General features: G+C 46.2%; 28 protein-coding genes, 1 tRNA gene and 1 pseudogene. 14 read left to right on the forward strand and 16 right to left on the reverse strand.

All coding sequences use genetic code 11. The features are described 5' to 3' along the window. The first annotated feature begins 22 nt into the window (after nt 1–22). A complete protein-coding gene (locus EAO36_RS00825; RefSeq protein WP_120955577.1) occupies nt 23–874 on the forward strand; it encodes a glycosyltransferase family 25 protein in 852 nt (283 codons plus the stop codon). On the opposite strand, the gene EAO36_RS00830 is transcribed toward EAO36_RS00825, so the two are convergent. Next, a complete protein-coding gene (locus tag EAO36_RS00830; protein WP_120955578.1) occupies nt 849–2,129 on the reverse strand; it encodes a glycosyltransferase family 4 protein in 1,281 nt (426 codons plus the stop codon). The genes EAO36_RS00825 and EAO36_RS00830 overlap by 26 nt on opposite strands. A 135-nt stretch (nt 2,130–2,264) precedes the next feature. Between EAO36_RS00830 and EAO36_RS08560 the strand changes: the two genes are divergently transcribed. Then, entirely contained in the window at nt 2,265–3,560 is a 1,296-nt protein-coding gene (locus EAO36_RS08560; RefSeq protein WP_205586151.1) for a glycosyltransferase family 4 protein, read from the forward strand. A gap of 75 nt (nt 3,561–3,635) precedes the next feature. Here EAO36_RS08560 and serB read toward each other — a convergent pair whose 3' ends face one another. The 6 genes from serB to recA are packed head-to-tail and all read right to left on the reverse strand — an operon-like array spanning nt 3,636 to nt 8,643. Next, nucleotides 3,636–4,250 carry a phosphoserine phosphatase SerB gene (gene serB / locus EAO36_RS00840; RefSeq protein ID WP_120947496.1) on the reverse strand — a complete coding sequence of 205 codons (615 nt, stop codon included), beginning with the start codon at nt 4,248–4,250 and terminating at the stop codon, nt 3,636–3,638. Between the two features lie 11 nt (nt 4,251–4,261). Beyond that, nucleotides 4,262–5,149 (reverse strand): pseudouridine synthase family protein, encoded by an 888-nt coding sequence (locus EAO36_RS00845; RefSeq protein WP_120955579.1) that lies wholly within the window; start codon nt 5,147–5,149, stop codon nt 4,262–4,264. Beyond that, nucleotides 5,149–6,780 carry a CTP synthase gene (locus EAO36_RS00850; protein ID WP_120947494.1) on the reverse strand — a complete coding sequence of 544 codons (1,632 nt, stop codon included), beginning with the start codon at nt 6,778–6,780 and terminating at the stop codon, nt 5,149–5,151. The genes EAO36_RS00845 and EAO36_RS00850 overlap by 1 nt, the downstream gene beginning before the upstream one ends. Nucleotides 6,781–6,791: 11 nt before the next feature. Continuing rightward, nucleotides 6,792–7,388: an AMIN domain-containing protein gene (locus tag EAO36_RS00855; RefSeq protein WP_120955580.1), complete on the reverse strand. Its 597-nt coding sequence runs from the start codon at nt 7,386–7,388 to the stop codon at nt 6,792–6,794. A gap of 2 nt (nt 7,389–7,390) precedes the next feature. Continuing rightward, nucleotides 7,391–7,591, reverse strand: coding sequence for a hypothetical protein (locus tag EAO36_RS00860; RefSeq protein WP_235852169.1), 201 nt, complete (start codon nt 7,589–7,591; stop codon nt 7,391–7,393). 35 nt (nt 7,592–7,626) lie between these two features. Continuing rightward, a complete protein-coding gene (gene recA, locus EAO36_RS00865; RefSeq protein WP_120955605.1) occupies nt 7,627–8,643 on the reverse strand; it encodes a recombinase RecA in 1,017 nt (338 codons plus the stop codon). A gap of 112 nt (nt 8,644–8,755) precedes the next feature. Here recA and EAO36_RS08885 point away from each other — a divergent pair, with 112 nt between their 5' ends. The 9 genes and pseudogenes from EAO36_RS08885 (at nt 8,756) to EAO36_RS00900 (ending at nt 14,782) form a co-directional block, all read left to right on the forward strand. Beyond that, entirely contained in the window at nt 8,756–8,881 is a 126-nt protein-coding gene (locus EAO36_RS08885) for a hypothetical protein (protein ID WP_268877229.1), read from the forward strand. Nucleotides 8,882–8,896: 15 nt separating this feature from the next. Then, nucleotides 8,897–10,708 (forward strand): annotated as a pseudogene (gene thrS, locus EAO36_RS00870) (threonine--tRNA ligase). Then, nucleotides 10,705–11,220 (forward strand): translation initiation factor IF-3, encoded by a 516-nt coding sequence (infC, locus tag EAO36_RS00875; RefSeq protein ID WP_120955581.1) that lies wholly within the window; start codon nt 10,705–10,707, stop codon nt 11,218–11,220. Before thrS ends, infC begins: the two are co-directional and overlap by 4 nt. A 19-nt stretch (nt 11,221–11,239) precedes the next feature. Continuing rightward, complete coding sequence (gene rpmI / locus EAO36_RS00880; RefSeq protein WP_013890184.1) at nt 11,240–11,431, forward strand: 50S ribosomal protein L35; 192 nt, start codon at nt 11,240–11,242, stop codon at nt 11,429–11,431. A 73-nt stretch (nt 11,432–11,504) separates the two neighbouring features. Continuing rightward, nucleotides 11,505–11,855, forward strand: a complete 351-nt coding sequence (gene rplT / locus EAO36_RS00885) for a 50S ribosomal protein L20 (protein ID WP_120947490.1) — start codon at nt 11,505–11,507, stop codon at nt 11,853–11,855. 176 nt (nt 11,856–12,031) lie between these two features. Continuing rightward, on the forward strand, nt 12,032–12,934 hold the full coding sequence (locus tag EAO36_RS00890; protein ID WP_120947489.1) for an outer membrane protein: 903 nt from the start codon (nt 12,032–12,034) through the stop codon (nt 12,932–12,934). A gap of 44 nt (nt 12,935–12,978) precedes the next feature. Next, nucleotides 12,979–13,076, forward strand: a tRNA-Sec gene (locus EAO36_RS08425). Then, the gene (locus EAO36_RS00895) at nt 13,071–13,931 is read left to right on the forward strand and encodes a biotin synthase (RefSeq protein ID WP_268877228.1); all 861 of its coding nucleotides are present in this window, start codon (nt 13,071–13,073) and stop codon (nt 13,929–13,931) included. The genes EAO36_RS08425 and EAO36_RS00895 overlap by 6 nt, the downstream gene beginning before the upstream one ends. After that, nucleotides 13,931–14,782 (forward strand): YihY family inner membrane protein, encoded by an 852-nt coding sequence (locus EAO36_RS00900; protein WP_407925316.1) that lies wholly within the window; start codon nt 13,931–13,933, stop codon nt 14,780–14,782. The genes EAO36_RS00895 and EAO36_RS00900 overlap by 1 nt, the downstream gene beginning before the upstream one ends. Here EAO36_RS00900 and nusB read toward each other — a convergent pair. From nusB to kdsA, 3 genes are read right to left on the reverse strand one after another with little or no spacing between them, the layout of a single operon-like run. Then, nucleotides 14,760–15,167 carry a transcription antitermination factor NusB gene (nusB, locus tag EAO36_RS00905; RefSeq protein WP_120947488.1) on the reverse strand — a complete coding sequence of 136 codons (408 nt, stop codon included), beginning with the start codon at nt 15,165–15,167 and terminating at the stop codon, nt 14,760–14,762. The genes EAO36_RS00900 and nusB overlap by 23 nt on opposite strands. Continuing rightward, nucleotides 15,167–15,634, reverse strand: coding sequence for a 6,7-dimethyl-8-ribityllumazine synthase (gene ribH / locus EAO36_RS00910; RefSeq protein WP_104740603.1), 468 nt, complete (start codon nt 15,632–15,634; stop codon nt 15,167–15,169). The genes nusB and ribH overlap by 1 nt, the downstream gene beginning before the upstream one ends. After that, a complete protein-coding gene (gene kdsA, locus EAO36_RS00915; RefSeq protein ID WP_205586153.1) occupies nt 15,618–16,457 on the reverse strand; it encodes a 3-deoxy-8-phosphooctulonate synthase in 840 nt (279 codons plus the stop codon). Before kdsA ends, ribH begins: the two co-directional genes overlap by 17 nt. Nucleotides 16,458–16,549: 92 nt before the next feature. On the opposite strand from kdsA, the gene pyrF reads away from it, so the two are divergent. The 3 genes from pyrF to EAO36_RS00930 are packed head-to-tail and all read left to right on the forward strand — an operon-like array spanning nt 16,550 to nt 18,982. Beyond that, on the forward strand, nt 16,550–17,236 hold the full coding sequence (gene pyrF / locus EAO36_RS00920; RefSeq protein ID WP_120955583.1) for an orotidine-5'-phosphate decarboxylase: 687 nt from the start codon (nt 16,550–16,552) through the stop codon (nt 17,234–17,236). Beyond that, a complete protein-coding gene (panC, locus tag EAO36_RS00925) occupies nt 17,236–18,054 on the forward strand; it encodes a pantoate--beta-alanine ligase (protein WP_120947485.1) in 819 nt (272 codons plus the stop codon). Before pyrF ends, panC begins: the two co-directional genes overlap by 1 nt. A gap of 1 nt (nt 18,055) precedes the next feature. Then, complete coding sequence (locus EAO36_RS00930; RefSeq protein WP_120947484.1) at nt 18,056–18,982, forward strand: hypothetical protein; 927 nt, start codon at nt 18,056–18,058, stop codon at nt 18,980–18,982. Nucleotides 18,983–19,106: 124 nt separating this feature from the next. Here EAO36_RS00930 and EAO36_RS00935 read toward each other — a convergent pair whose 3' ends face one another. Genes EAO36_RS00935 through EAO36_RS00960 form a run of 6 tightly spaced genes read right to left on the reverse strand, consistent with a single transcriptional unit; the run spans nt 19,107 to nt 25,080 of the window. Beyond that, complete coding sequence (locus EAO36_RS00935) at nt 19,107–20,525, reverse strand: SEL1-like repeat protein (RefSeq protein WP_120947483.1); 1,419 nt, start codon at nt 20,523–20,525, stop codon at nt 19,107–19,109. A gap of 23 nt (nt 20,526–20,548) precedes the next feature. Then, nucleotides 20,549–21,538, reverse strand: coding sequence for a GTPase ObgE (gene obgE, locus EAO36_RS00940; protein WP_120947482.1), 990 nt, complete (start codon nt 21,536–21,538; stop codon nt 20,549–20,551). Nucleotides 21,539–21,541: 3 nt separating this feature from the next. Continuing rightward, entirely contained in the window at nt 21,542–22,342 is an 801-nt protein-coding gene (locus EAO36_RS00945) for an ABC transporter ATP-binding protein (protein ID WP_120955584.1), read from the reverse strand. Beyond that, a complete protein-coding gene (locus EAO36_RS00950) occupies nt 22,339–23,208 on the reverse strand; it encodes an ABC transporter ATP-binding protein (RefSeq protein ID WP_120955585.1) in 870 nt (289 codons plus the stop codon). The genes EAO36_RS00945 and EAO36_RS00950 overlap by 4 nt, the downstream gene beginning before the upstream one ends. A gap of 10 nt (nt 23,209–23,218) precedes the next feature. Then, nucleotides 23,219–24,076: an ABC transporter permease gene (locus EAO36_RS00955; RefSeq protein ID WP_120947479.1), complete on the reverse strand. Its 858-nt coding sequence runs from the start codon at nt 24,074–24,076 to the stop codon at nt 23,219–23,221. Continuing rightward, nucleotides 24,076–25,080 carry an ABC transporter permease gene (locus EAO36_RS00960; RefSeq protein ID WP_120947478.1) on the reverse strand — a complete coding sequence of 335 codons (1,005 nt, stop codon included), beginning with the start codon at nt 25,078–25,080 and terminating at the stop codon, nt 24,076–24,078. Before EAO36_RS00960 ends, EAO36_RS00955 begins: the two co-directional genes overlap by 1 nt. Nucleotides 25,081–25,089 lie beyond the last annotated feature (9 nt).

A 25,089-nucleotide genomic window follows, 5' to 3' on the forward strand; every position in this document is an offset into this window, starting at 1 on the left:
TTTGATTAATTTAAGGATGTCCATGCTTTTGCCTGTTTATTTTGTTTCGCTTAAAGATCACCCCCGGCGCGCACATTGCCAAAGTATCATCGATAACCCGCCCGCTCAAAAAGGCGATCTCAAACTGCAATTCCAAATTTTTGATGCCATCGATAAGCACAGCGATTATTTTAAAAGCGGATTGATTGAAAACTCCTATTCTCCTGAATGGCTCAAAGAAAGCGAATGGTCTAAAGGCATGCACGGGCGGGAGCTATTGCCCGAGGAGCTGGGTTGTTATGCTAGCCATTACATGCTGTGGCTCAAGTGCATTGAGCTTAACCGCCCCATCGTGATTTTGGAAGATGATGTGGTGCTCAAACCTAATTTTTATGAAAGTGTAGTGCATTGCGTGCAAAGCCCCTTTGATTTTGTGCGCTTGTTTGGTAGTTTTTGGAGGTTTAGGACCAATAAATCGGCCATTGCCCACATGGGTGGATCGCAAGTGTTGCCCACCGATCCCAAAGTTGAAGTGATTTTAAAAGAACATTTTTATCTATCATTCTTTGAAGTCCTCTCCACAGCTGCCTATTATCTGACTCCCAAGGCCGCAAAAGCCTTTGTGAGCGCGAGTTTGCACTTTAATGAGCCCGTAGATGTCTTTTTGGCTTTAGTGCATACTCATAAAATCCCTAATCTAACCTATATCCCCATTAGTGTAGAATTTGGTAAATACCACACTATCTCAACAATGGACGATCCAACTGATTTGCGGGGGAGTAGTTATAAACCCTCTGTGCGATTTTTCACCCGCTTTTTACCCTCTGTTTTCTTCACTGCCCGCCGTTACTATTATTACCGCCTGTTTCTCAAACGCTACGCTCATCTGCGCTAAGAGCCTCTAAAAATTGGGGGAGGATCTGATCGTAAGTGTGGTTTTGAATCGTGGCATGCAGAGTCTGGGCTATTTGGTGGTAATGTTGCGGGTCGCTAAGCAAAGAATCGATTTTGTGTGCCATTTCCTGGGGGGTTTGCACCACCAGATCGGCACAAAGTTGCTTGACCTGCCCAATATCCATGCACACAAAGGGCAAGCCATATTGCATGCTCTCCAAGATCACCAAGGGGTAGCACAGATGGGGGGCGGCGTGCAAAAACAAAGTAGCATGGGCAAAGAGGTCCAAGACTTGTGGGCGTTCTAAAAAATGCAAGAAAAACACGGACTTAAAGCCATGTTGATCATCGAGATCTTGCTTGCGGGCTTTGAGCATGCCCAAAGCCCGCCCGTCATTATAAGACCCGACAAACACCAAAGGGATTTGTGTTTGGCTTAAATAATAAGCTTGCAAAATTTGATCATGGTTGTTATGCAGGCTGTAATTAGAGACACTGATCAAATAGGGGGTTTGCATCAGGGTTTCTAAATCCCCGCTAGGTTCTGTGGGCACGATTAAGGGGAGTTGCAAATTCTTTGGGGGATAGGTCTGTAAAACCCCATGGGGTAAAATACCGATTTTGGAGCAAAGTGGGGCTAGAGTGCGGTAAGCGTGCGTGTCTTGGCTGAGGAAAAACACACAATCAAAGTCTTTAAGGTGCGCTTCAAGTGTGCGTTTGAGCCATCTAAAATAGTTCTTTTCTTTGCCCAAGCCGAGTAAGCAGATCTTGGCAATTTCTTTAAAACGGCGTTTCCATGAATAATCTTGCCAAATAGGTGGAGTATTTTCTAATCTTAATACTTTTTTAACTCTCAAGGTGGGCAACAAATCATAGAGCAGATCGCATGCCCAGTGCAGGGTGTGGGCATTGGCAATGCCTGAGCAAAACAAGAGATCGCAATCAAAATGGGCCACAAAATCCCGGTAAGCAGCAGTCTCGCCCTTAGTCAAGTAGCCACCTTCTGTATAAATCTGAAACCCAATCACAAACAGATTAGGGGCGATTTCTATGGCTTCTTTGGCGGTGTTTGCGCTGCTGATGCTGTGTTTTGTGCCCTCCCATTGGAGGGTTTGCAACCCCAAAGTGTCCAAATTGCTGGTGCAGACAAAAACGCTGTGTCCCGCCCTAGCAAGGGCTAGGCTCAAGTTGTAATCTGCCATCGCCCATCCTAGTTGCAAGGGATAATACTGGCTGGTGCAAAAGAGAACGCGCATAGGAATCCTGGATTCAAAAATTTAGGGGATTATAACACAAGGGCTTGCTAGACCTGTTAATATTAGCACTATTTTGGTTTTAATCTAAGTTTAGCTAGTATGCCGGTATGATCCATTCTAGATTGAGGATACCCAATGGTTGTTCTTTACAGCACCGAGCAATATTACCCTCTACAGGCGGGCAGGGCCACCGCCGATTATAATCTCACTTATGCCCTAGCGCAAGCCGGACATGTGGTCTATGTGATCACAAACAACACCTATGGTCCGCTCCAGCTCAAAAGGGAGGGGGGCATCTCGATTGTTTCTAGTGGCTCGATACGCAGAGAAGCCATTGAAATTGCGCCCCGTTTGTTTGTGATCGAGATGGACATTTATTACAAAGAGGGCTGGAAGGGTGAGGTGGCACTCTATCAGGACTTTGTGCATCACTTTGAGTGCGATCTATTCATCGCTTCTGGAATTTGGGCTTGGACAAGTGATCTGACCTTTGATTTGTTGCCTGTGTGCTCCGCTAAAAAGAAAATCTTGCGATCCCACGGGGAATATGCGCTCATATATGGTGGCCCCAAAGGCTTTGTGCAACATCTCAAACTTTGGGCTAAAAAAATTCTCTATAGTGCTGAACGCTATAGATTAAACGCCTATGTTCCCTTGTTACGCGCCAAACTCAAGCAATGTTTAAAAGATTATGATCGGGTCTTTTTCCTGCACAAGCGTAGCCATGGGTATGAGTATCTCAGACCTTATTGCCCCAACATTGATGTGTTGCCCAATGGGGTTTTTGAAAAAGATATTTGCCCGCCTAAAACCTTACCAAAAAGTTATTTGTGCCCACAACACAACACAACACAACACAACACAACACAACACAACACAACACACAACCTACTAGAGAATTGGGGCGATGGGCCTTATGTGTTGAATGTTTCAAGCTACTACAAGGAAAAGGGTCAAGATGCCGTGCTAGAGGCTTACTACCGCAGTGAAGCAGACATTCCTTTGGTTTTTGTGGGGTTTTTAAATGCCGGGGATACCCTCGATTCTCTCAAGACTCTAAAAACACAGCTAGATCACACATACGGCACTAGAGAAGTGCATTTTTTATACCAACTCCCACGCGAGCAAGTGTTGGAGATTTTTAAAAAAGCCACACTCTTTTTGCATGCTAGTCATGAAGAGGGCTTCCCGATGGTGATTTTGGAAAGCATGCAATTTGGCATCCCCTTTATTTGCACCGATGTGGGCAATGTCCGGGATTTATGTGCAGAATTAATTATCAATAGCCCTCTAGAAATGGCTACAAAAATCAATGCCTTACTGGGTAGTCCAGATTATTACAACCAAATGTCCCAAGAATTGCACTATACGATTAAAGAATACACTTACGAAAAGATTGTAGGTAAGGTGGAGTCTGTGATTCAAGACTAATGGAATCAAAGAGGTTATTACAAAATAGGGGCTTATGCTCATAAACACAACAAAAACCGTAGGTTATCTTAGGAGTTAAGCATAATCCAAAATCTCCCTCAAGTCTAGGGTTTGTGCCACCACGCTGGCAGCTTTCTTGGTGATCTCTTTGGCATTAAAGGCGATGCTCAAGTTAGCTAATTTAAACATACTGATGTCATTAGCCCCATCACCTATAGCCAAGGTGTGTTCAACCTGTAATAACTCTTGCAAACTGGCTAGCATTTCTGCTTTAGAGTCGGCGCGCATCATGGGGCCACTCACTGCACCGCTCAATACCCCCTCTTTGGTGTGTAGGGTGTTACTAAAGTGCCCATCTAGCCCTAACTTCTCTTTAAAAAACCCAGTCGCCCATGTAAAGCCCCCGCTCAAGGACACCACCTTATAGCCCCTTTGGTGCAAGCCCTGCACCACTTCGTACGCTCCTATATGTAGTGGTAAGCTTTGGCAAATTTCTTTAGCCTTGCCCACATCCATGCCCTTAAGCATAGCCACTCTTGTTAGTAAGCTCTCATAAAAATCTGCCTTGCCCTCCATCGCTCTAAGCGTGCAATTCTTTACATCTACACCCACCCCATAAGCTTGGGCTAAAACCTCCAAAGTCTCGGCATTAACCAAAGTCGAGTCAAAATCAAAGACCGCTAATTTCATGGGATTCCTTTTTATTGTTGTTGGGGTAGGCGTAGGGCAAAAGATAGCCCCAAAAGTTTAAAATCTAAGCCCACCGCCTCTAGGGCTAGGTGGGTTTGCCAAGTAGCCCACTCCCCTAAAAAGTCTGCTTTCTTAGCGTCCAAATATGCCCGCGCCTTGTGATCTTCTGTATAAAGTGGTTCGCCTACAATGGGGAACCCCAGTGTACTTAAATGCAAACGGATTTGGTGGGTGCGCCCGGTTAGGGGCGTGATTTTTAAGTGGGTTTGCTTGGTCTTTGGGTTATAGCTTAGCATTTCTACAGTGGTCGCGCTGGATTTCCCCCTTGAATCGATTGTAGAGCGCACGCCCAAATCCCCCCGTATGCTAGCTGGTTCTAAAATGGGCAAGATCACGCTAAAAGCCCCGCTAGCATACAAACGCAAATCCCCTTGCACGCTGGCAAAATAAGTCTTTTGGATACGCCGCAAGCTAAACAACTCCCTTAAGGCGTTTTCGTGTGTCTTGCTTTGACTCACTAGGACTAATCCGCTGGTTTCATAATCTAGGCGGTGGATCAAGCGCGCTTGGGAGTTGTAGGCATAAATGCTTTCATATAGACTATGGGCGTGGTAGTTTTTGGGGTGGCTATAGAGGTTTTTGGGCTTGTAGTAAAGAGCAAAAAAGGGGGTGGTGAAAATGGGAGTAATTTCGGGTTTTTGGGCGGGTTTAAAAAAGAGCAGGCGCACGGGCTGATCTAAAATTTGCGCCTTGTGGAGTTTTTGCCCTTGCAGGGTGCATAAACGCCCCCGATCGATATGGCTTTGGGCTTGCTTGGAGCTACAAGCTAAAATCTCAGCCACAAATTTAGCCGCCTTTGTGGGGACTTCGGGCGTGAAAACTTCCTCAATAAAGGGCATTACATGCAAGCTTGCACAAAGGCTTTAAACAAAGGATTGGGGGCGATTAGGCGGGAGGTGAATTCGGGGTGGTATTGCACACCCAAAAAGAAGGGGCGATTGCGCAGACTCAAAGCCTCTACAATGCTTTGTTGGTCGTGATCGATGCTTGTAGCCACCACTTCTAAGCCATGTTCTTGATAGGCTTGTAAATAATGAGGGTTGATGGCGTAGCGGTGGCGGTGGCGCTCTAAGATATTCTCAGCATTGTAGATTTGGACGATTTGGGAGTCTTTTTTAAGGGTGATGCTGTGCGTACCCAAGCGCATGCTAGAACCCTTATGCGTGGTGTTAGCTTGGCTGTGGAGTAAATCCACCACCTTATGAGGAGCATTTTTGTCAAACTCGCTAGAGTGTGCCCCACTCAAGCCCAGCACATGCCTAGCAAATTCCACGACCATGAGTTGTGCCCCCAAACACACCCCAAATAAGGGGACATGGTTTTCTCTAGCATAGGTTATTGCATTAATCATGCCCTCAATTCCACGATGCCCAAAGCCACCCGGGATCAAAATCCCTTGCAAGTCTTGCAAAGTATGGGCGATGCGTTGTTTTAATTGCATATCGCTTTCGCCCTCTTGGTTTTGCAAATCTTCGCTATTGATAAAGATCACCTCGACCTTCACTTTTAAGTGCGCTCCCACACAGACCATGCTTTCCAAATAGCTTTTGTACGACTCACCCAAATGGACATATTTCCCCACGAACCCAATTTTGAGCGCGCGTTCCGGATTTAAGATGTGATACACCAAGTCCTCCCATTGCTGGAGGGCATGTTGATCCAAAGAGGCTTTTAGGTTAAAATGCCTAAAAAGCGCGTCTAAAAGCCCCTCTTGCAAGTAATGCGTTGGGCAGGCATAGATGGTGGGCGCATCTTTGGCTTGGATGACATTTTCCACACACACATCGCAACTGCTGGCAATCTTGGTCTTGATCTCAGGGCTTAAATCTTGACTACAGCGCGCTAAAATGATATTGGCACTCACGCCCAAACGGCGTAATTCAATAATGGAGTGTTGGGTGGGTTTAGTCTTGAGTTCATGGCTGGTGGCAATGAGGGGCACTAAAGTTACATGGATATTGGCCACTTGTTTAGAACCTAGAGCATTTCTAAGTTCCCTAATGGCTTCTAAATAAACCATGCCCTCAATGTCACCTACCGTACCCCCCACTTCCACGATTAAAAAATCCTTGCCCTCCCCCAGTTTTAAAATGCGTTCCTTGATCTCTTCGACAATGTGGGGGATCACTTGGATTGTCTTGCCCAAGTATTTGCCCTCTCTCTCCTTTTCAATCACGCTCAAATAAATTTGCCCTGTGGTGAAGTTGTTTGCCTTAGAAAAGTCCTTGTTTAAAAAACGCTCGTAATGTCCGATGTCTAAATCAGTTTCGCTCCCATCAGCAGTTACAAAAACCTCGCCATGCTCAAAAGGACTCAGCGTGCCCGGATCTACATTGATGTAGGGGTCGATCTTTAAAATATCCACTTTAAAGGCACAGAGTTTTAATAAATACGCCAAACTACTAGAGGCTACTCCCTTGCCCAAAGAACTCAAAACCCCTCCCGTGATAAAAACAAATCTCGTTTTCATGCTTCCTTCTTCTAATATAAATTGACAACTAGGTAATTGTCCTTTTGATCGATCTTATACTGGTATTGCCCATCTAAAGTGATAATGAAGCGGTAGAAGTGGTCATGGGTGTTAATGGCGATGTTGCGGACATATTTATGCTTGATGGGCAATTCCTGCCTCAAATCCTTTACCTTGCGATCAATATCGATAACGAGCCGATAGGGGTTAATGAGCACAAAGGATCGCTGGATACTATCTGCCGTCCTCAAATAAAGTTTATTATCCCGAATCCAAAACTCATACCCTCCAATGTTATAGGTACTCTTCTCGGGTTGTAAAAGCGCGCCTTCTTGGGTGAGTTTGAGCGGGTAGTGCCAGTCGATGTGTTGGTTAATATCCACCTCTTGGGTGTGGGTTGTACCATCCAAATCTTGGTAGAAAATGGTGATTTTAGAGAGGACTCTAGCGGTGGTGGGCAAAGAAACCTTAATGGACTTAAAATAATCAAATACCTCATCTTTAGGGAATTTGGTATCGGCGCGTTGGGCTTTCTTTAAGGGTACAAAGGGATTATCTCTAGCCCCCAACACGCTCAAAACCAACAAGATACCCAGCCATTTGGACATATTCACTTCTTTGGTTCTAGTTCTTTGAGTTCAAAGAGTTGTTTTTGGAGTTTGGCATTTTCATATTGCAAGTTCTGCACGGCACTTTGCAACATCCCTTGTCTCTGTTCTAGCGCATTTAACACCTCAAAGGAGTTATTTCCAAAAAATAACCCACCTAGGTAAATGCCTAGCGCAACCAATGCACCAAAAAACAACAACACCCACCGGTATGAATAAATAGACTGCCACACCCACATCAATCAAAGACTTCGGGATGTCTATCCGTATTGAAGAATTTTTCCTTGATCTTGTTGGCGATCTCTAGAGCTAGATCGGGATCGTTTCTCAAGGTCAGCTTCGCCGCTTCTCTGCCCTGCCCTAGTTTCCTATCTAAGTAGCTAAACCATGCCCCGCTTTTTTCCACCATGTCTAACTTCACCCCATAGTCAATCAACTCGCCCTCATAGCTAATCCCCTCGCCATACATCACATCAAATTCGGCTTCTTTGAAAGGCGGAGCAACCTTGTTCTTCACCACTTTAACCTTAACCCGGTTGCCAATCGGGTGTTCGCTAGCCTTGAGCGTGGCGATGCGGCGGATGTCAAGACGCACGCTGGCATAAAATTTCAACGCATTGCCTCCAGTGGTGGTCTCTGGACTCCCATAGCCCATCGTGCCAATTTTCATGCGAATCTGGTTGATAAAAATTAAAATCGTGTTCATTTTGTGCAAAATACCCGTGATCTTACGCAAAGCTTGGCTCATCAAGCGGGCTTGCAAGCCCACATGCTGATCACCCATGTCCCCCTCAATCTCAGCCCGCGGGGTGAGGGCCGCCACTGAATCAACCACGATCACATCCACTGCCCCACTGCGTGCCAAAGCCTCTAGGATTTCCAAAGCTTCCTCGCCCATATCCGGTTGGGAGATGAGCAAGTTATCTGTATCTACCCCTAAGTTTTTAGCATATTTGACATCTAGGGCATGCTCGGCATCGATAAAAGCACAAGTACCCCCCAATTTTTGCGCTTCGGCAATCACATGCAAAGCTAAGGTGGTTTTCCCACTGGACTCGGGTCCATATATTTCCACGATACGCCCCTTAGGCACGCCCCCGATACCCAATGCCAAATCCAGCCCCAAAGAGCCCGTGGGCGTGGCTTCAATACGTTCCACTTCTTTGTCGCCCAAACGCATCAAAGCACCCTTGCCAAAAGTCTTATCAATCTGCTTGATCGCCAAATCCAACGCCTTTTGTCTTTGTTCATCCACGCCAAGTCCTTTTAGATCAAAAGCCACATTCTAACACCTTGCGCCTTAAACAAAGGTTTATCTTTTATGTGGCACAATTAGGGGCGATTTTTTGCTTTTTTAAGGGCTATGCATGGTGAAGTTTTTGGTATTTTTGGGTACGCTCTATTTGAGCGGGTGTCTGCAACCCATGGATGGCCCACAAGCCGAAAAAGTAGATAAACAAGTGCAATGCGGGTTTGGCTCGAGTGGATGTTAAGATAAAAGGATCAAATTGGCAGAGGTGATTGGTGTTAAAAAAGAGGGTGTTATCTATGATTTGCAGAGCGCACAGGATTTAGGCATTCAAGGCGATCCCATCACCTTTGGGGAGGAGCCCGAGGCTTTGGAGATTTTGAGGCACTCTTGCGCGCATTTACTAGCCCAAGCGATCAAGCAACTCTACCCCGATGCGCAATTTTTTGTCGGCCCCGTAGTCGATGAGGGGTTTTATTATGACTTTAAGACCCAAGCTAAAATCTCTGAGGAAGATTTAGCCGTGATTGAAGCCAAAATGAAAGAGATCGCCAAAAACAAACACGCCATCATCAAGAGCAATTTAACCCGCAAGCAAGCCCTAGAACGGTTTAAAGATGATACACTCAAACACGCCGTGATGTCCAAAATTGAGGGGGATTGTTTGAGCGTCTATGCACAAGGTGGATTTGAAGATCTCTGTAGAGGTCCCCACTTGCCCCACACGGGATTTTTAGAGCACTTCAAGCTGACCAAATTAGCCGGGGCGTATTTGGGCGGTGATGAAAAGGCGGAGATGTTGCAACGCATTTATGGGATCGCCTTTGCCAAAAAAGAGAGTTTGAAAGCCTATTTAACCCAGCTAGAGGAAGCCAAAAAAAGGGATCACCGCAAATTAGGGCAGGAGTTGGGACTATTTTGCTTTAATGAGGATTTGGGGGCGGGCTTGCCCATATGGCTACCCAATGGCATGCGTTTGCGCAACGCCTAGAGGATTTATTGAGCCAAGCCCTACTCAAATATGGCTATGAGCCTGTGCGGGGGCCCGAGATTTTGAAAAGCTCGCTTTGGCAGACCAGCGGACACTATGACAACTACAAAGAAAACATGTATTTTACGACCATCGATGAGATCGAATATGGGATCAAGCCTATGAATTGTGTTGGGCATATCAAGGTCTATCAACATGCCCTGCGTTCTTATCGGGATTTGCCCTTGCGTTTTTACGAATATGGCGTGGTGCATCGGCATGAAAAAAGCGGGGTTCTACATGGGCTTTTAAGGGTGCGTGAATTTACCCAAGATGATGCGCATATTTTTTGCCGTTTTGATCAGATCAGAGCGGAGGTGCAAGCCATTTTGGAATTCACTAAAAAAAGTGATGGGGGCTTTTGGGTTTGCCTATGAAATGGAGCTTTCTACTAAGCCAGAAAAGCACATTGGTAGCGCACAAGTGTGGGAGCAAGCCACAGATGCTCTAAGGCAAGCCTTAGAGAAGCAGGGGATTAACTTCAAGATCGATGCAGGCGGGGGGGCATTTTATGGCCCTAAGATCGACATTAAGATCACCGATGCGATCGGGCGTAAGTGGCAATGTGGGACCGTGCAGGTGGATATGAATTTGCCTGCGCGTTTTGCTCTGAGCTACACTAATGAGCAAAGCCTAGAGGAACAACCCGTGATGATCCACCGTGCGATCTTGGGCTCTTTTGAACGGTTCATCGCGATTTTGACCGAACATTATGGCGGGAATTTTCCCTTTTTTATTGCGCCCGTGCAAATTGCTTTAGTTCCCGTTTCACAAGACCAGCTAGAATACGCTTTAGCCCTCAAAGATCAGCTAGTGGATTTGGGGCTATTCGTGCAAGTGGTGCATAGAAATGAGACTTTAAGCAAGCGCATTCGGACTTTAGAAAAGCAGAAAGTGCCCTTAATTGGTGTCATTGGGGCTCAAGAAGTGCAGGATCGAAGCCTAGCAATTCGGGATCGGGCTTTAGGTAAACAATATTCGATGAAAATGGAGGCATTAATCAACATGGTAAAGGGTAAGATGCAAGAGGTTAGTTTTTGAGCAAAGAAGAAGTGTTGCTAAATGATGCGATTGATTTTAAGCAGGTGCGTTGTGTGGGCGATGGGGGGGAGCAGTTTGGAATCCTATCTTCTAAAGAGGCTTTAAGGATCGCGCATTCTAAGGGCTTGGATTTGGTTTTGATTGCAGCCAATGCCAAGCCCCCCGTGTGTAAGGTGATGGATTATGGCAAATATTGCTACCAAGCCGAAAAGAAGCTCAAGGAAGCCAAGAAAAAGCAAAAGCAGATTGAGATCAAGGAGATCAAACTCTCCACCCAGATCGCCCAAAATGACATCAACTACAAGATCAAGCATGCTCGGGAGTTCATTGAAGAGGGCAAGCATGTGAAGTTTAAGGTGGTGCTTAAAGGTAGAGAGAGTAACGACCCCAAGGCGGGCTTGAGCGTGCTTGAGCGGGTGAGAGACATGATGAGTGATATTGCCGATGCGCAAAAAGAGCCCAAGAGCGAGGGGCGTTTTGTGATGTGGCTTTTTGTGCCTCAAAAGAAATAAATTTATGAAAGGAGAGCAGATGCCTAAGATGAAGACCAATCGTGGGGCAGCCAAGCGTTTTAAGGTGAAAAAAAATCTCATCAAACGCGGGAGTGCTTTTAAAAGCCACATTTTGACCAAAAAAAGCCCCCAACGCAAGGCTAATCTCAACGCACCCCACTATGTGCATAGCACCAACATGCACGCTGTGGCAAGCATGTTGTGTCGCTAGCTTAAGTTTTCCCCCTCCAAGCGCAAGCTAAAAAGGGTTAAGATCAACACACCTCAAAAGGTAAAGGAAAAAAATGAGAGTCAAAACAGGCGTTGTGCGCCGCAGACGGCATAAAAAAGTTTTAAAGCAAGCCCGTGGATTTTACAGCGGGCGTAGGAAGCATTTTAGGAAGGCCAAAGAGCAATTAGAACGCAGTTTGTGTTATGCCTTTAGGGATCGCAAACAAAAGAAACGCACTTTTAGGAGTCTATGGATTGTGCGCATCAATGCGGCTTGCCACTTGCACAATACCAGCTATTCCAAGTTCATGCACGCTCTCAAAAGTGCCAATATTGAGTTAGATCGCAAGATTTTAGCCGACATGGCAATGAACAATCCGGGTGCTTTTGAAAAGCTGTTTAACCAAGTGCAGGCGCATCTGTAAGATAATGAGCAATAGCCATTTTGTGGCTATTGCTACAGAAATTTTTAAAATAATATTGTTTTTTTGGTTACCTCTATCTCTTTTGATTAATAAAAATTTTTAATTTTTTATGCTAGAATGAAAATCTCAAACTTCTAAATTTTTAGATTTTAAGAAACTTAGAGTTAAGGATAGCAATGAAAAAATATATGGTGGCGGGCGCAATTCCCCTAGTAGCGGTGTTGTTAGCAGCTGAAGAGGGTCCAGGGCAAAAGCCACAGATGGCTAAAGCGAGCACCCATAAAAAGGTGCGCGCCTCTCAGGGTAGGCATGGCGAAAGAAATGGGTTTTTTATGGGGGCAGATTACCAACTAGGCATGATGAGCTCCACCGAGCAGGCTTGTAGCATGGTTAAGAACCCCAACAGCTATCTTGGTGCTCCAGCACAGATTAGTAGTTGTGATGGCAGTCGCCAACAGGTTAATGTCGGCACAGTGGATAAACCGATTTGGAACACCGTGTGGGGCAATATGGGGAAAAAAAGCTACATGGGTTATCTGAATGGCAAGTCCTATGTAACCAATGGGTTTGGAGTCTTGATGGGCTACAAGCATTTCTTTAAGAAGTTGCCCGAGCTAGGCTTGCGCTATTATGGATTTTTTGATTATGCCGGCACAGGCTATCGGTATTTCAAGCAACTAGGTGGTCCATTGCACTACCAACAGACCAATATCTTTGCCTATGGTGTGGGGACGGACATTCTCTTTAACCCCAAGCCCTTTAACAAAGAAAACTTCCACTTTGGTTTCTTCTTGGGTGTGGCCATCGGGGGGACTTCCTTTGGGCCCACTAGCAAATTCTTTAATCAGCTTCTCCAAACATATGGAACCCACATGCGCCCCTCTAACTTCCAATTCTTTGTCAATGGTGGATTGCGCGTGGGGAGTAGGCACAACGGGTTTGAATTTGGGATCAAAATCCCCACCATTGGCACAAACTACTATTATTCCAACGGAGCAAAAGCGGCGATGAATACACCCTATTCCTTGACCTTGCACCGCAACTTTGTCTTCTACTGGCGCTATATGGTGAGCTTTTAAAGCTTAAAGCACCTATTAGCTCTGCTCTGCTATCATAGGGGGTGGAGAGCGAGCGTCACTGGTGTGGGCCTTGGGCTTCAAACCCAATGGGTGTTTAGGTGTTCTAAGCACCGCAAAGTTCGATTCTTTGGCTCTCTTGCCAAAAAAAGGTTTTTTTATGCAAGAGATTTTCTTATGTTCCATTTCCAATGTCAGCAGTGGGGATTGTAGCGAAGATTGCGCTTATTGCACGCAAAGTTCCCACCACCAAGGCCAAATCCGCCGTTACAAATACAAAAAAGAGGAAGATGTTCTACAAGAGGCTAAGGCTCTGCGCGCCCTAGGGGCTTTGGGCTTTTGCTTAGTAACCTCGGGTAGAGGGCTAGATTCCAAAAAATGCGACTACATCGCTAGGTTGGCGCGCACTATCAAGCAAGAGGTGCCCGATCTGCATTTGATCGCTTGTTGCGGGCGTGCCGATGTGGATTCTCTGCGTTTTTTAAAAGAAAATGGCATTGATAGCTACAACCACAATCTGGAGAGTTCCCAAAATTTCTTCCCCCATATCTGTAGCACCCACCCTTGGGAGGAGCGATTCAGCACTTGTGAAAACACCCTTAAGGCGGGCTTGAGTCTGTGTAGCGGGGGGATTTTTGGACTGGGCGAAAGTTTTGAGGATCGCATTGACTTATTGCGCACCTTGCAATCTTTAACCCCAGCCACCACGCCTATTAACTTTTTTATCCCAAACCCCTCCTTGCCTATTAAACAAAACGTGATGAGCGCACCAGAAGCCTTAGAATGCCTCGTTCTAGCCAAAGAGTTTTTACCCAAAACACGCCTCATGGTCGCTGGGGGGCGTGAAGTGGTCTTTGGGAGCGACCAACAGGGTATTTTTGATTGCGGGGTAGAGGCGATTGTGTTAGGTGATTATTTGACCACTAAGGGTGATGCGCCTAAAAAAGATTTGGAGAGGTTGCAAACTTACGGGCTAAAAATCGCGACTAGCTGTCATTGATCAAGGCATTTTTTAAACATCTGGCACAAAGTGTACTGGGTTTTTGTTATCTGTGTTCTTACTTTATAGATGATAAGGTCAAAAGGCAATTTGAAGCGATCGCCTCTATTTTTTACTATGCCTCTTCGCTGAGTTTCTACACGATCTTATCTTTTTCGCCCATTTTAATTTTTGTCGCCCTTTTTTTGATCACCCCCTTTGCCAAAAGTTTTGAGCTTGAAACCTTGCTCTTTCCCGATAGTCCCGATTTTATCCAAGCGAGTCGTTCCTTTTTGCACTCATTCATACAAAATAACCGCACTTTGGGTGTGGTGCAAATTGCCTCCATTGCGCTCGCCTTTTTCCTCTTTTGTGAGAATTACCGCGACATTGCCTCTAAAATTTTCCACGCCGAACCTAGAGATTATTTTTATTTTAGGGGTAAAAGGATTTTTGTGTTTTGGGGGTTTGGCACGGGCATTGTATTTTTAATTGTCCTGCCCTTAATCATTCTCTATGAAATCAAGGTCCAAGCCATCACCAATAACCCCGTGTTGCTCTCTTTTTTGCGTTGGGTGGGGACTTATGTTTTTTGTCTGTTCTCTTTTTTAATGCCCACTAACAAGGTTTTCAAACGGCTATTATACCCCTTATTGTGGAGCCTGATCACGAGCATTTGTTGGAATGTGATGAAATGGGGGTTTGTTTATTACATTCTTTATAACCACACTTATCGCGAACTCTATGGATCGGTGTCGATTCTATGGTTTTTGATGTCCTATATTTACGCCTCGTGGTTACTCTTGCTTTTGGGCATGCATGGCTGTGAGGTGTGTGATCAAAATAGCACTAAGAAACCTCTATTTTCTTAGATAAAGCGTCTAAAACGGCATTAATGAGTTTGGGAGCTTGTTCCTCCCCGTAATTTTTAGCCAGCTCAATGGCTTCGTTAATCACAATAGGGGATTTGGTGCTGGTGTGCAAAATCTCATAAGCCCCCAAGCGCAAGATCGCCCGTTCCATGCTCCCCATGCGTTTTAAATCCCAATCTTTGAGTAAGGGTCTCAAGGTGTTATCCAAGCTTTCTAGGCGTGTCAGCGTGCCTTCTAAGAGCTCGAGTGCAAAGCGTTGCTGGGCGTTCTTAATTTTCCTCTCTTCTAGTAAACTGGGAGCTAGATTCAAAATCGCCCCATTCCCGCTATCAAAGGCATAGAGCAAACCCACCACCGCCTCTCTAACTTGGCTTCTAGTTGCCATTAGATCAAGGTGTAGAGATTGAGCAGTTCAATCAGCGCATCCATCGCCTCAAAACCCTTATTGCCTGCCTTGCTCCCAGCGCGCTCGATGGCTTGTTCGATATTATCGGTGGTGAGCAATCCAAAGCTAACAGGGATTTTGTATTTGAGCGTGGCATTGGCAATCCCCTTTGTGGCTTCTGCGCTCACATAATCAAAATGGGGAGTCCCGCCCCGAATCAAGGCTCCTACTACACAGATACCATCGTATTTGGCACTAGCTAGCAAGCGATCCAACACAAAGGGCAATTCATAAGCCCCGGGGACTTTCACAATACTCAAATGATCCAAACAACCCCCGTGGCGCTCAAAACTATCCAGCGCGCCCTCAATGAGTCGATCGGTGATGATGTGGTTAAAACGCGCGGCTAAAATGGCAACTTTCTCGCTACCCTTTAAAAAAAGTTTACCTTCAATGCTGTGTGGCATGTTTATCCTTTTGGTGGTTTAAAGATTGGTTGCACTCTTGCAAAGCCAAGAGATCGCTAGCTAAGTCTAAGAGATGAGCGGTTAAAATCATATTGGGTCCATCGCTTAGGGCATTTTGTGGATCAATGTGGGTTTCCATAAAAAACCCATCCACACCCACCACTGCCCCAGCCTTAGCCAAGTAGGGCACAAAGGAGCTATCCCCTGCGCTCTTACCCCCCGCCCCCCCGGGCATTTGCACGCTATGCGTAACATCAAAGATCACAGGCGCAAAGGTGCGCATGATGACCATTGAGCGCATATCCACGACCAAATTTCCATATCCAAAACTTGCCCCCCTTTCGCATAAATAAATGCCATGCTCTAAACACGCCTCATAGGTGGGTGTTTCATGCTTGTTTTTTGCCCGTGTATTTAAAGCCTTAAGCGCGCTGTATTGCATGTCCTTAGGGTGCATAAACTGCCCCTTTTTGATGTTGATTATGCGTTTAGTCTGTGCAGCTGCTATAATCAAATCGGTCTGGCGGCACAAAAAGGCGGGTATTTGCAAAACATCGACCACTTCAGCCACAGGACCTGCCTGCACGCTCTCATGGATGTCGGTTAAGAGTTTGTAGCCAAATTTGTTTTTGATGTCCCCTAACATTTGCAAGCCCTTTTGTAGTCCCGGACCTCTGTAGCTCTCTAAACTGGTGCGGTTAGCCTTATCAAAGCTGGCTTTGAAATAAAAATCAAACTTGGGGTTGGAGGCTAGAGGTTTGAGTTCTTGGGCGATCTGCTCTAAAATCTCCCCACTCTCAATCACACACGGACCAGCAATCATCACACTATTAGGCAAGAATCATCCTTGTTTTGAAGTGTGCTATAATACCAGCTTGTCTGTATGGATTTGCTGAAAACGCCAAAGGAGAGTGCATGCAGCTATGTTTGGCTTTGGATTTGGAGAGTCAAGAGGCATGTTTGAATCTGTTAGAACAGCTTAAGGGGCTGGATCTGTGGATCAAATTAGGCCTGAGGGGGTTTATTAGAGAGGGACCTAGTTTTTTAGAACGCATTAAAAACATCGATTTGGGCTTTAAGCTCTTTTTGGACCTCAAATTACACGACATCTCTTACACCATGCAAGAGGCGGTGTTAGAGTGCGCTAAGCTGGGTGTAGATATGCTTACTGTGCATGCTAGTAGCGGTGGAGAAGCGTTAAAAGACGTGGCGCAAAGCTTAAGAAATTTTCAAGGTAAAAAACCCTTGTTGATGGGTGTAACCCTGCTAACAAGTCTAGATGAATCCCAAGCCCATGCAATCTACCATGCCCCCCTCTTGGATCAAACCCTCTATTTAGCCAAATTGTGTTTTGATTGCGGTTTAGATGGGGTGGTCTGCTCGGTGCTAGAGAGTCTAGCCATCAAGCAAGCCACCAGCACGCAGTTTTTGACGCTGACCCCGGGGATTCGCCCGCCCAATACACCTCTGGGCGATCAAAAACGCGTGGGCACGCTTGCAGATGCCAAAAAGGCACACGCTGATTTCATTGTCATGGGGCGCCCCATCTATGGCGCATCTAACCCCCTGGAGATCACCCGCCACATTTTGGAACAAATTTAATGCAGGTTTTACACACATACCAGGAACTCCAAGTTTTTAGAAAATCCCTAGACTCCGTGGGCTTTGTCCCCACGATGGGTGCGCTCCACCCCGGACATGCCAGTCTCATTACGCGTTCCAAACAAGAAAACCCCCAAACGATTGTCTCTATTTTTGTCAATCCCACCCAATTTGGTCCTAATGAGGATTTAAGTCGCTACCCTAGAGACTTAGAGGCAGATTTAAAGTTGTGCCAGAGTTTGGGGGTTGATGGGGTATTTGTGCCCACTGTGGCAGAGCTCTACCCTTTTGAGCATGCTATCACTTTAAACCCCGCCTCGGATTTATTGGGCCATGAAGCCGAACACAGACCCACGCATTTTAACGGAGTCTTGCAAGTGGTCTTAAAACTTTTTAACCTTGTGTGCCCCCAAAAAGCCTATTTTGGCAAAAAAGATGCCCAACAACTCTTGCATGTCCAACGCTTAGTAGCTGATTTCTTTTTAGAGATTGAGATTGTGCCCTGTGAGATTGTGCGTGATCACGATGGTTTGGCTTTAAGCTCACGCAATGTTTATTTGAGTGCTTCCCAAAGACAAGAAGCCCTAAAAATCCCCCAAGCCCTAGAGCGTATGCAGATAGCCTACCAACAAGGCATGCGTGATACGGCTAGTCTTATCCGAATTGGTCTAGACACCTTGCAAGGCTTGGAAGTGCATTATCTCAGCATTTGTAACCACAATTTAGAACCCCTAGCCCAAGTCAAATCCAACCAAACCCTCATTTTGTGCGCTGTGCAAGTGGGGCAGGTGCGCTTGTTAGATAATTTATGGGTGTGAGATGAAACAGGCAGATATAGACATTGTGGTGGAGGTGCTTAAAATCATTGGAGAACCCATTAATCCTAATCATATTTACGCTAAAGCACAAGAGTTGCACCAGCATGGCGAAATTAAACACATGTTTCAATGGGACGGTAAAACTCCTTGGGCAACTTGCAATAGTGCTATTGTTACCGCCCTCAAAAAAAACCCCGACAAACTCCCCTTTGTCAAAGTGCAAGCCAAGCCCGCTTTAATCGCCCTCAAAGGTCAAGATTTCCCTCCGCCTAAACCCACTTCTAAAGAACAACCTCCAAAAGATCTGATTTGTAAAGAACGGGATTTACACCCGCGCCTAAGCTACATCGCCTACCACCAATGGGGGCTTTACACCAAAACCATTTACCATGAGGAGAGCAAGAAAACTAAAAAAGGCATAGATAAGTGGATTTACCCGGACATGGTGGGGGTGTTTTTTGCCTATAAAGACTTTAAATCCCCCAATGTGCACAGTTTTATTAAAAAGTTTGATACTTTGCCCATTAAGTTGGTGAGTTTTGAGCTCAAAAAAGAGCTCACCCTGATTAATTGCAGAGAGGCGTATTTTCAGGCGATCAGCAATAGCTCATGGGCACATGAAGGCTATTTGGTGGCAGGCACGCTTGATAGAAATAACAAAGACTTAATGGAATTGCTCAAACAGCTTAATCAGAGTTTTGGGATCGGGGTGATTACCCTAGATATAAAATCCATTGGGCAAAGTGCGATTTTATTTAACTCCAAAGAGGAAGACAATTTAGATTATCAAACGCTGGCTAAATTAGCCCAGCGCAATGAAAATTTTGACAAATTCCTTAAAAGTGTGGCTGATTTTGAGATCGATAATCCCGAGCGTTATGAAAAGGAGTTTGATAGCATTCTTAAAGATTTGCCCTCTCTAAACTAGGGGTTAGACAAGTTGCTTTTTATCATCGTTTGACACCATGCGCATTGACATACGTATCGCCCAAGTCCTGATAGGCTAACACATAGCCAATCTTAGTCGCTTTTTCAAATGTTCAAGACCTCGGCTAATCTTTTTCAACCCCCTCGCCCACAACATACATATGCCCCACTTGGTAAAGCGCATGTGCATTGCCTAAATCTGCGCCCTTTTTGAAATATTCTAGGGCTTTTTTGTAGTCTTTGACAACCCCCTGACCCTTGTAATACATGTTGCCTAGATTCAAATAGGCTTCATCATTGCCCATGTCTGCGGCTTTTTGGTAGTATTCCAATGCCTTAAAATAGTCCTTGCCCACACCCAAACCATCGCGATACAAGTTGCCCAAGCCTAAGAAACCATAGGAAGTCCCCATGTCTGCGGCTTTTTGGTAGTATTCCAACGCTTTTTCGTAATCTTTTTTAACACCTTCCCCCTTTTCATACAGGTTTCCTAAACCGGCATAACCCTCAGCAACCCCTAAATCTGCGCCCTTTTGGAAATATTCTAGGGCTTTTTTATAATCTTTCTTGATTCCTTCCCCCTTCTCGTGCATAATTCCTAAACCTATATAACCCCTAGCATCTCCCAAATCTGTTGCTTTTTGGTAATATGTAGTCGCCTTTTTGTAATCTTTGGTAACACCATGCCCATTGGCATAGACAAGCCCCAAACTTGTATAGGCTTCAGCTACCCCTAAGTTAGCCGCTTTTTGGAAATATTCCAACGCCTTTTTGTAATCTTTTTCTACTCCATTACCCCGTGCATACATCCATCCCAGTGCACGATAAGCCATACCATTCCCTGCATTGGCGGCTTGTTGGAAGTATTCTTTAGCTTTTATATAATCTTTAATCGCCCCCTTGCCCTCGTAATACATATTCCCTAAACTCCAATAAGCCCGCGTATCCCCCAAGCTTGCGGCTATGATATAACATGTCCATGCCTTGGAGTAATCCCTAGAAACGCCTTGACCCTTGTAATACAATTGTCCCAAATAATAGCTAGCCTCCCCATCCCCCATATCTGTACCCTGTTGGTAATATTGGGCGGCTTTTTGATAATCTTGAGCTACGCCATGTCCCTCAGCATAGGCAAACCCTAATTTTGTATAGCCCTCAGCGATCCCCGCATTGGCGGCTTTTTGGTAGTATTTTAAAGCCTTGTTGTAATCCTTGCTCACGCTCGTCCCATTGTAATACATCGATCCTAAAATCAAATAAGCTTCAGAAACACCCATATTTGCAGCTTTTTGGTAGTATTTGAAGGCTTGATGCATATCTTGATGAGTCCCCTTAGCGCTTTCATACATCAGCCCTAAAGCAAGATACCCCATAGCCTCACCCGCATTAGCGGCTTTTTGAAAGGATTCAAATGCCTTGTTATAGTCCCCTTGCTTATAATAGGTCCGCCCCTGTTCAAGCAGATCTTGCGCACTCTGTGCCCCACACAGCCCTACAGACAGAACCAGCACCCCGATAAAGTTTAATAAACGAATCTTTGACAAACTAGCTCCTTTAAAAGGGATGTTTATTTAAAAGCTTGGGCTAGTAATTGCACCAGCTGGGCGGTGTTAGTGGTGGTGTGGGCGGAAATGGGCAGAATAAAGGCGGGTTTGGGGTCTAAACTCTTTTCAAAGGCGTTTAGAATGGTAGTAAGCTCTTCAGGGGGAAGCAGGTCTATTTTATTGATCGCCACCCCAAAGGCGCGCTGTTGCAGAATGGGCGAAAACGCGCCCAATTCGTGGCGTAATTGGCGGTATTGCTCTTTTAGGTCCAAGCCTACATCTAGCACAAAGAGCAAAAGGCGCGTGCGCTCAATGTGTTTTAAGAATGCCAGCCCTAAGCCCTTACCCTGGCTAGCCCCCTCAATCACCCCCGGGATGTCGGCGATCACAAATTCTTTAAAATCCCCCACAGAAACCACGCCCAAATTGGGCACTAAGGTCGTAAAGGCATAATTGGCGATCTTGGGGCGCGCGTTGGACACCACACTAATTAAGGTAGATTTGCCCACATTGGGAAAACCCACCAAGCCCACATCGGCAATGAGCTTTAGCTCCAAGCGCACGCATTTTTCTACCCCCTCTAGCCCCTTTTGGGCATAGGTGGGGCGTTGTTGCACCGCATTTTTAAAGCGCGCATTGCCCATCCCTCCCTTACCTCCCTCTAAAATTTTAATAGGCGCGCCACATACCACAAAATCCCCTAACAACTCTCCGCTTTGCTGATCATAAATCTGTGTCCCCGGGGGCACAATTAAAGTGATACTCTCCCCCTTTTTGCCACTGCACAGCTTAGGACCCCCGGGTGCGCCATTTTTGGCTTTGTAATGCTTTTTACCCCTAAAAGCCCCCAAAGTGTCTGTATTGCCACTCACCTGCACGAAGACATCGCCCCCATCGCCCCCATCGCCCCCATCCGGTCCGCCCTTGATCACAAATTTTTCGCGCCTAAAACTCACCGCCCCCGCTCCCCCCTTGCCTGAGGCGATGGTAATTTCTACACTATCCACAAACATGGGCTAAGAAAAGCGTCGCATGGATTTTTCTAAATGGGGTACAGCGTCTAAAAGCTTTTTGGTGTAGGGGTCTTTAGGGGCGCTCAGTACGCTATCCACATCCCCGCGCTCCACAATCTCGCCCTGATACATCACTAAAATACGATCGCTGATGTGCTCCACCACACCCAAATCATGGCTGATAAAAATATAAGTCAAGCCCATTTCTTGCTGCAAGTCCAAGAGCAAGTTAAGCACTTGGGCTTGAATGGAGACATCTAAAGCCGAAACGGGTTCATCACAGATCACCACCTTAGGGCGAATAATGAGCGCGCGCGCGATGCCGATGCGCTGGCGTTGCCCTCCAGAGAATTGGTGGGGGTAGCGGCTGATCCACTCTGATTTTAACCCCACAAAATCCATCATCTCTAAGACTTTTTTCCGGCGTTCTTGTCTGGAAAGATTGCTATTGAGCAAGAGAGGTTCAGCAATAATATCCCCCACCTGCCATCTAGGATTGAGGCTAGAATAGGGGTCTTGAAAAATCATTTGTACATGTTTGCGGTATTCCTGCCAATCGGCTTTGCTAAACTGGGCTAGGCTTTTTTCATTGAATAAAATCTCCCCTCCGCTGGGACTCTCAATCCCCATTAATAATTTGGCGGTGGTGCTCTTTCCACACCCGCTCTCCCCCACCACGCTTAAAATCTCCCCGGGGTGCACCTTGAAGGTGATATTTTTCACCGCGTGGATGAGTTTGGGAGGTTTGAAAAGCCCTTGAGAAATGCGATAGGTCTTGTGTAGATCATTGACTCTTAAAATCATCGAATCTCCCTAGGAAACTCTAAATAGTTGACATTCTCATCCACGGTTTGAAGGCGTTTTTTGCGGTGTTGCTTGCCCGGTTTGGGAATGGCGTTTAAGAGGGCTTGGGTGTAGGGGTGGCGCGGGTTGTTGAAAAGCTCTTTAGCACTAGCCTTCTCCACCACATGCCCCTTATACATCACCACCACCGCATCGGCTAATTGCGCCACCACGCCCAAATCATGCGTGATGAATAAAATAGAAGTCCCCTTGCTGGCTTGCAATTCTTGCATGAGCTCTAAAATTTGGGCTTGAATAGTCACATCTAAGGCGGTGGTGGGCTCATCGGCGATCAAGAGCTCTGGGGCACACACCATGGCCATGGCAATCATCACCCTTTGGCGTTGCCCCCCACTCAATTTAAAAGGGTAATCGTGGTAACGCTCTTTGGCATGGGGGATGCCCACGCGTTCTAATTCAGCTAGGGCGCGCTCAAAGCGTTCTTTACGGCTCAAATGGGGGTGGTGGATTTTGAGCGCTTCGCTGATTTGAAACCCAACGGTGTAAGAGGGGTTTAAGCTGGTCATGGGTTCTTGAAAAATCATGCTAATTTTCTTGCCCCGAATGTCTTTTTGCATTTGCTTTTGGTTTAAGCTTAATAAATCCCGTCCGCCAAACTCAATGCTCCCCCCCACAATTTTGCCCGGCTTTTCTATCAAGCCCAAAATAGAAAGCGAGGTGATGCTTTTCCCGCTCCCACTCTCCCCCACAATGCACAGAGTTTGGGATTTAGCCACTTCAAAACTCACGCCATCCACCGCCTTATTCACCCCCCTATCGGTGAAAAAATGGGTTCTAAGGTCTTTGACTTTTAATAAGGGCAACATGGTAACCTCCTCAAGCCGATCGCTTGGGATCGAGCGCGTCCATGATCCCATCGCCCAGCAAGTTAAAGCCCATCACGGTTAAAAAAATCATCGACCCGGGAGGCACAATCATCCATGGATCGCTCCTCAGATATTGCATCGCATCCATGAGCATTGCGCCCCATTCGGGCGTGGGGGGTTGTGCGCCCAGCCCCAAAAAGCTTAAACCGGCTGCCTCTAGCACGGCAGAGGCAAAGCCCATAGTGGCTTGCACGATAATGGGCACAGCGCAATTAGGGAAGATGACTTTAAACATCAAGCGCAAATGTCCCGAGCCATTGACTTTAGAGGCGGTAACATATTCTTTTTCTTTTTCAGCCAAGACAGAGGCGCGCACGATGCGGGCAAACCCGGGGATACCCACAATACCGATGGCCAACATCGCATTTAAAAGCGAGGGACCCAAGATCGCCACCACGATAATGATTAACAAAATTGAGGGCAAAGAGAGCATTAAGTCCATCAAGCGCATGATTACCATGTCGGTTTTACGCCCAAAATAGCCCGCCATCAAGCCCAACAACACCCCAAAGAACACCGCAATCCCCACAGACACAAGCCCGATCGTTAGGGAAATACGCGCCCCATAGAGCAAGCGTGTTAAGACATCACGCCCCAAATCATCTGTGCCCAGTACATGCTTAGAACTGCCCCCCTGTGCCCAAATGGGTAAAACCCGCACTTCTTGAGTATTTTGGGCGTAAGGGTCGTGGTGGCTAATTACGGGGGCTAGCAGGGCACATAGAATCAAAAAAAACACGATCCACGCCCCCACAAGTGCGGCCTTATTTTTCCTAAATTGCAGCCAAAAATCTTTAAATCTCTCCATTAGGACAGCCTTATGCGGGGGTTGATAAAGGCATATAAAATATCCACCAACAAATTTGCCCCGATAAAAATCACTGCCACAATCAAGCTCGCCGATTGGATAATGGGAAAATCTCTTTGATTAAGCGCATTCACCATCCACTTACCCACCCCCGGCCATGCAAAGGTGGTTTCAGTGAGGATACTCCCCCCTAGCAAGCCTGCAAGCATCAAGCCTATAATGGTGGTAACTGGGATTAAGGCATTGCGCAAAGTATGCACACCCACCACCCTTAGAGGCGAGCACCCCTTAGCCTTGGCGGTGCGGATATAATCTTCTTTGGAGACCTCCAGCATGCTAGCCCGTGTCATGCGCGCGATGATGGCAGTAGGAATCGTGGCTAAGGTGATGCTGGGCAAGATCAAATGCTTGATCGTATCTAGGAAAGCCCTGTAATCGTGGGCTAGTAAGCTATCGATGAGATAAAACCCCGTGGGTCCATCTAAATAAAATTCATCGCTCAAACGCCCATAAACAGGCAACCAATCTAGCTGGATACTAAAAATAGAGATGAGCATCAAGCCCAGCCAAAAGACCGGCATGGACACCCCGGCCAAAGCCACCCCCATACTCATATAGTCAAAGAAACTATAACGCTTGATTGCGGCGATCATACCCGCACCCAAACCCAAAACAAGGGCAATGACAAGCGCGCTTAAAGAGAGCTCAATGGTAGCCGGAAAGCGTTGCAAAAATTCCTCTAGCACTGGCTCACGCGAAACTAAGGAAGTCCCAAAATCTCCATGCAAGACATGGCTGATATACAAAAAGTATTGCTCTAACAAAGGCTTGTTCAAACCCATTTGCTCGCGCAAGGCTTCTACAGATTCTTTGCTCGCGTGTTCGCCTAAAATCACTAAAGCCGGATCACCCGGGGCCAAATGCACCATCGCAAAGACAATGATGCTCACCCCAAATAAAGTCGGAATCGCCCACAAAATCCGCTTGAGGATAAAACCTAGCAAGCCCCTCCC

Origin of the sequence: Helicobacter mehlei (assembly GCF_003660265.1) — a bacterium.
In the GTDB taxonomy this organism is placed as follows: Bacteria; Campylobacterota; Campylobacteria; order Campylobacterales; family Helicobacteraceae; genus Helicobacter; species Helicobacter mehlei.

Excerpts from the sequence above, each read along its gene's own strand:
- EAO36_RS00825 (WP_120955577.1), top strand. The coding sequence starts at position 23 with ATGCTTTTGCCTGTTTATTTTGTTTCGCTTAAAGATCACCCCCGGCGC.
- EAO36_RS00830 (WP_120955578.1), bottom strand. The coding sequence starts at position 2,129 with ATGCGCGTTCTCTTTTGCACCAGCCAGTATTATCCCTTGCAACTAGGA.
- EAO36_RS08560 (WP_205586151.1), top strand. The coding sequence starts at position 2,265 with ATGGTTGTTCTTTACAGCACCGAGCAATATTACCCTCTACAGGCGGGC.
- serB (WP_120947496.1), bottom strand. The coding sequence starts at position 4,250 with ATGAAATTAGCGGTCTTTGATTTTGACTCGACTTTGGTTAATGCCGAG.
- EAO36_RS00845 (WP_120955579.1), bottom strand. The coding sequence starts at position 5,149 with ATGCCCTTTATTGAGGAAGTTTTCACGCCCGAAGTCCCCACAAAGGCG.
- EAO36_RS00850 (WP_120947494.1), bottom strand. The coding sequence starts at position 6,780 with ATGAAAACGAGATTTGTTTTTATCACGGGAGGGGTTTTGAGTTCTTTG.
- EAO36_RS00855 (WP_120955580.1), bottom strand. The coding sequence starts at position 7,388 with ATGTCCAAATGGCTGGGTATCTTGTTGGTTTTGAGCGTGTTGGGGGCT.
- EAO36_RS08885 (WP_268877229.1), top strand. The coding sequence starts at position 8,756 with ATGGTGAAGTTTTTGGTATTTTTGGGTACGCTCTATTTGAGCGGGTGT.
- rpmI (WP_013890184.1), top strand. The coding sequence starts at position 11,240 with ATGCCTAAGATGAAGACCAATCGTGGGGCAGCCAAGCGTTTTAAGGTG.
- rplT (WP_120947490.1), top strand. The coding sequence starts at position 11,505 with ATGAGAGTCAAAACAGGCGTTGTGCGCCGCAGACGGCATAAAAAAGTT.
- EAO36_RS00890 (WP_120947489.1), top strand. The coding sequence starts at position 12,032 with ATGAAAAAATATATGGTGGCGGGCGCAATTCCCCTAGTAGCGGTGTTG.
- nusB (WP_120947488.1), bottom strand. The coding sequence starts at position 15,167 with ATGGCAACTAGAAGCCAAGTTAGAGAGGCGGTGGTGGGTTTGCTCTAT.
- ribH (WP_104740603.1), bottom strand. The coding sequence starts at position 15,634 with ATGCCACACAGCATTGAAGGTAAACTTTTTTTAAAGGGTAGCGAGAAA.
- kdsA (WP_205586153.1), bottom strand. The coding sequence starts at position 16,457 with ATGATTGCTGGTCCGTGTGTGATTGAGAGTGGGGAGATTTTAGAGCAG.
- pyrF (WP_120955583.1), top strand. The coding sequence starts at position 16,550 with ATGCAGCTATGTTTGGCTTTGGATTTGGAGAGTCAAGAGGCATGTTTG.
- panC (WP_120947485.1), top strand. The coding sequence starts at position 17,236 with ATGCAGGTTTTACACACATACCAGGAACTCCAAGTTTTTAGAAAATCC.
- EAO36_RS00930 (WP_120947484.1), top strand. The coding sequence starts at position 18,056 with ATGAAACAGGCAGATATAGACATTGTGGTGGAGGTGCTTAAAATCATT.
- obgE (WP_120947482.1), bottom strand. The coding sequence starts at position 21,538 with ATGTTTGTGGATAGTGTAGAAATTACCATCGCCTCAGGCAAGGGGGGA.
- EAO36_RS00945 (WP_120955584.1), bottom strand. The coding sequence starts at position 22,342 with ATGATTTTAAGAGTCAATGATCTACACAAGACCTATCGCATTTCTCAA.
- EAO36_RS00950 (WP_120955585.1), bottom strand. The coding sequence starts at position 23,208 with ATGTTGCCCTTATTAAAAGTCAAAGACCTTAGAACCCATTTTTTCACC.
- EAO36_RS00955 (WP_120947479.1), bottom strand. The coding sequence starts at position 24,076 with ATGGAGAGATTTAAAGATTTTTGGCTGCAATTTAGGAAAAATAAGGCC.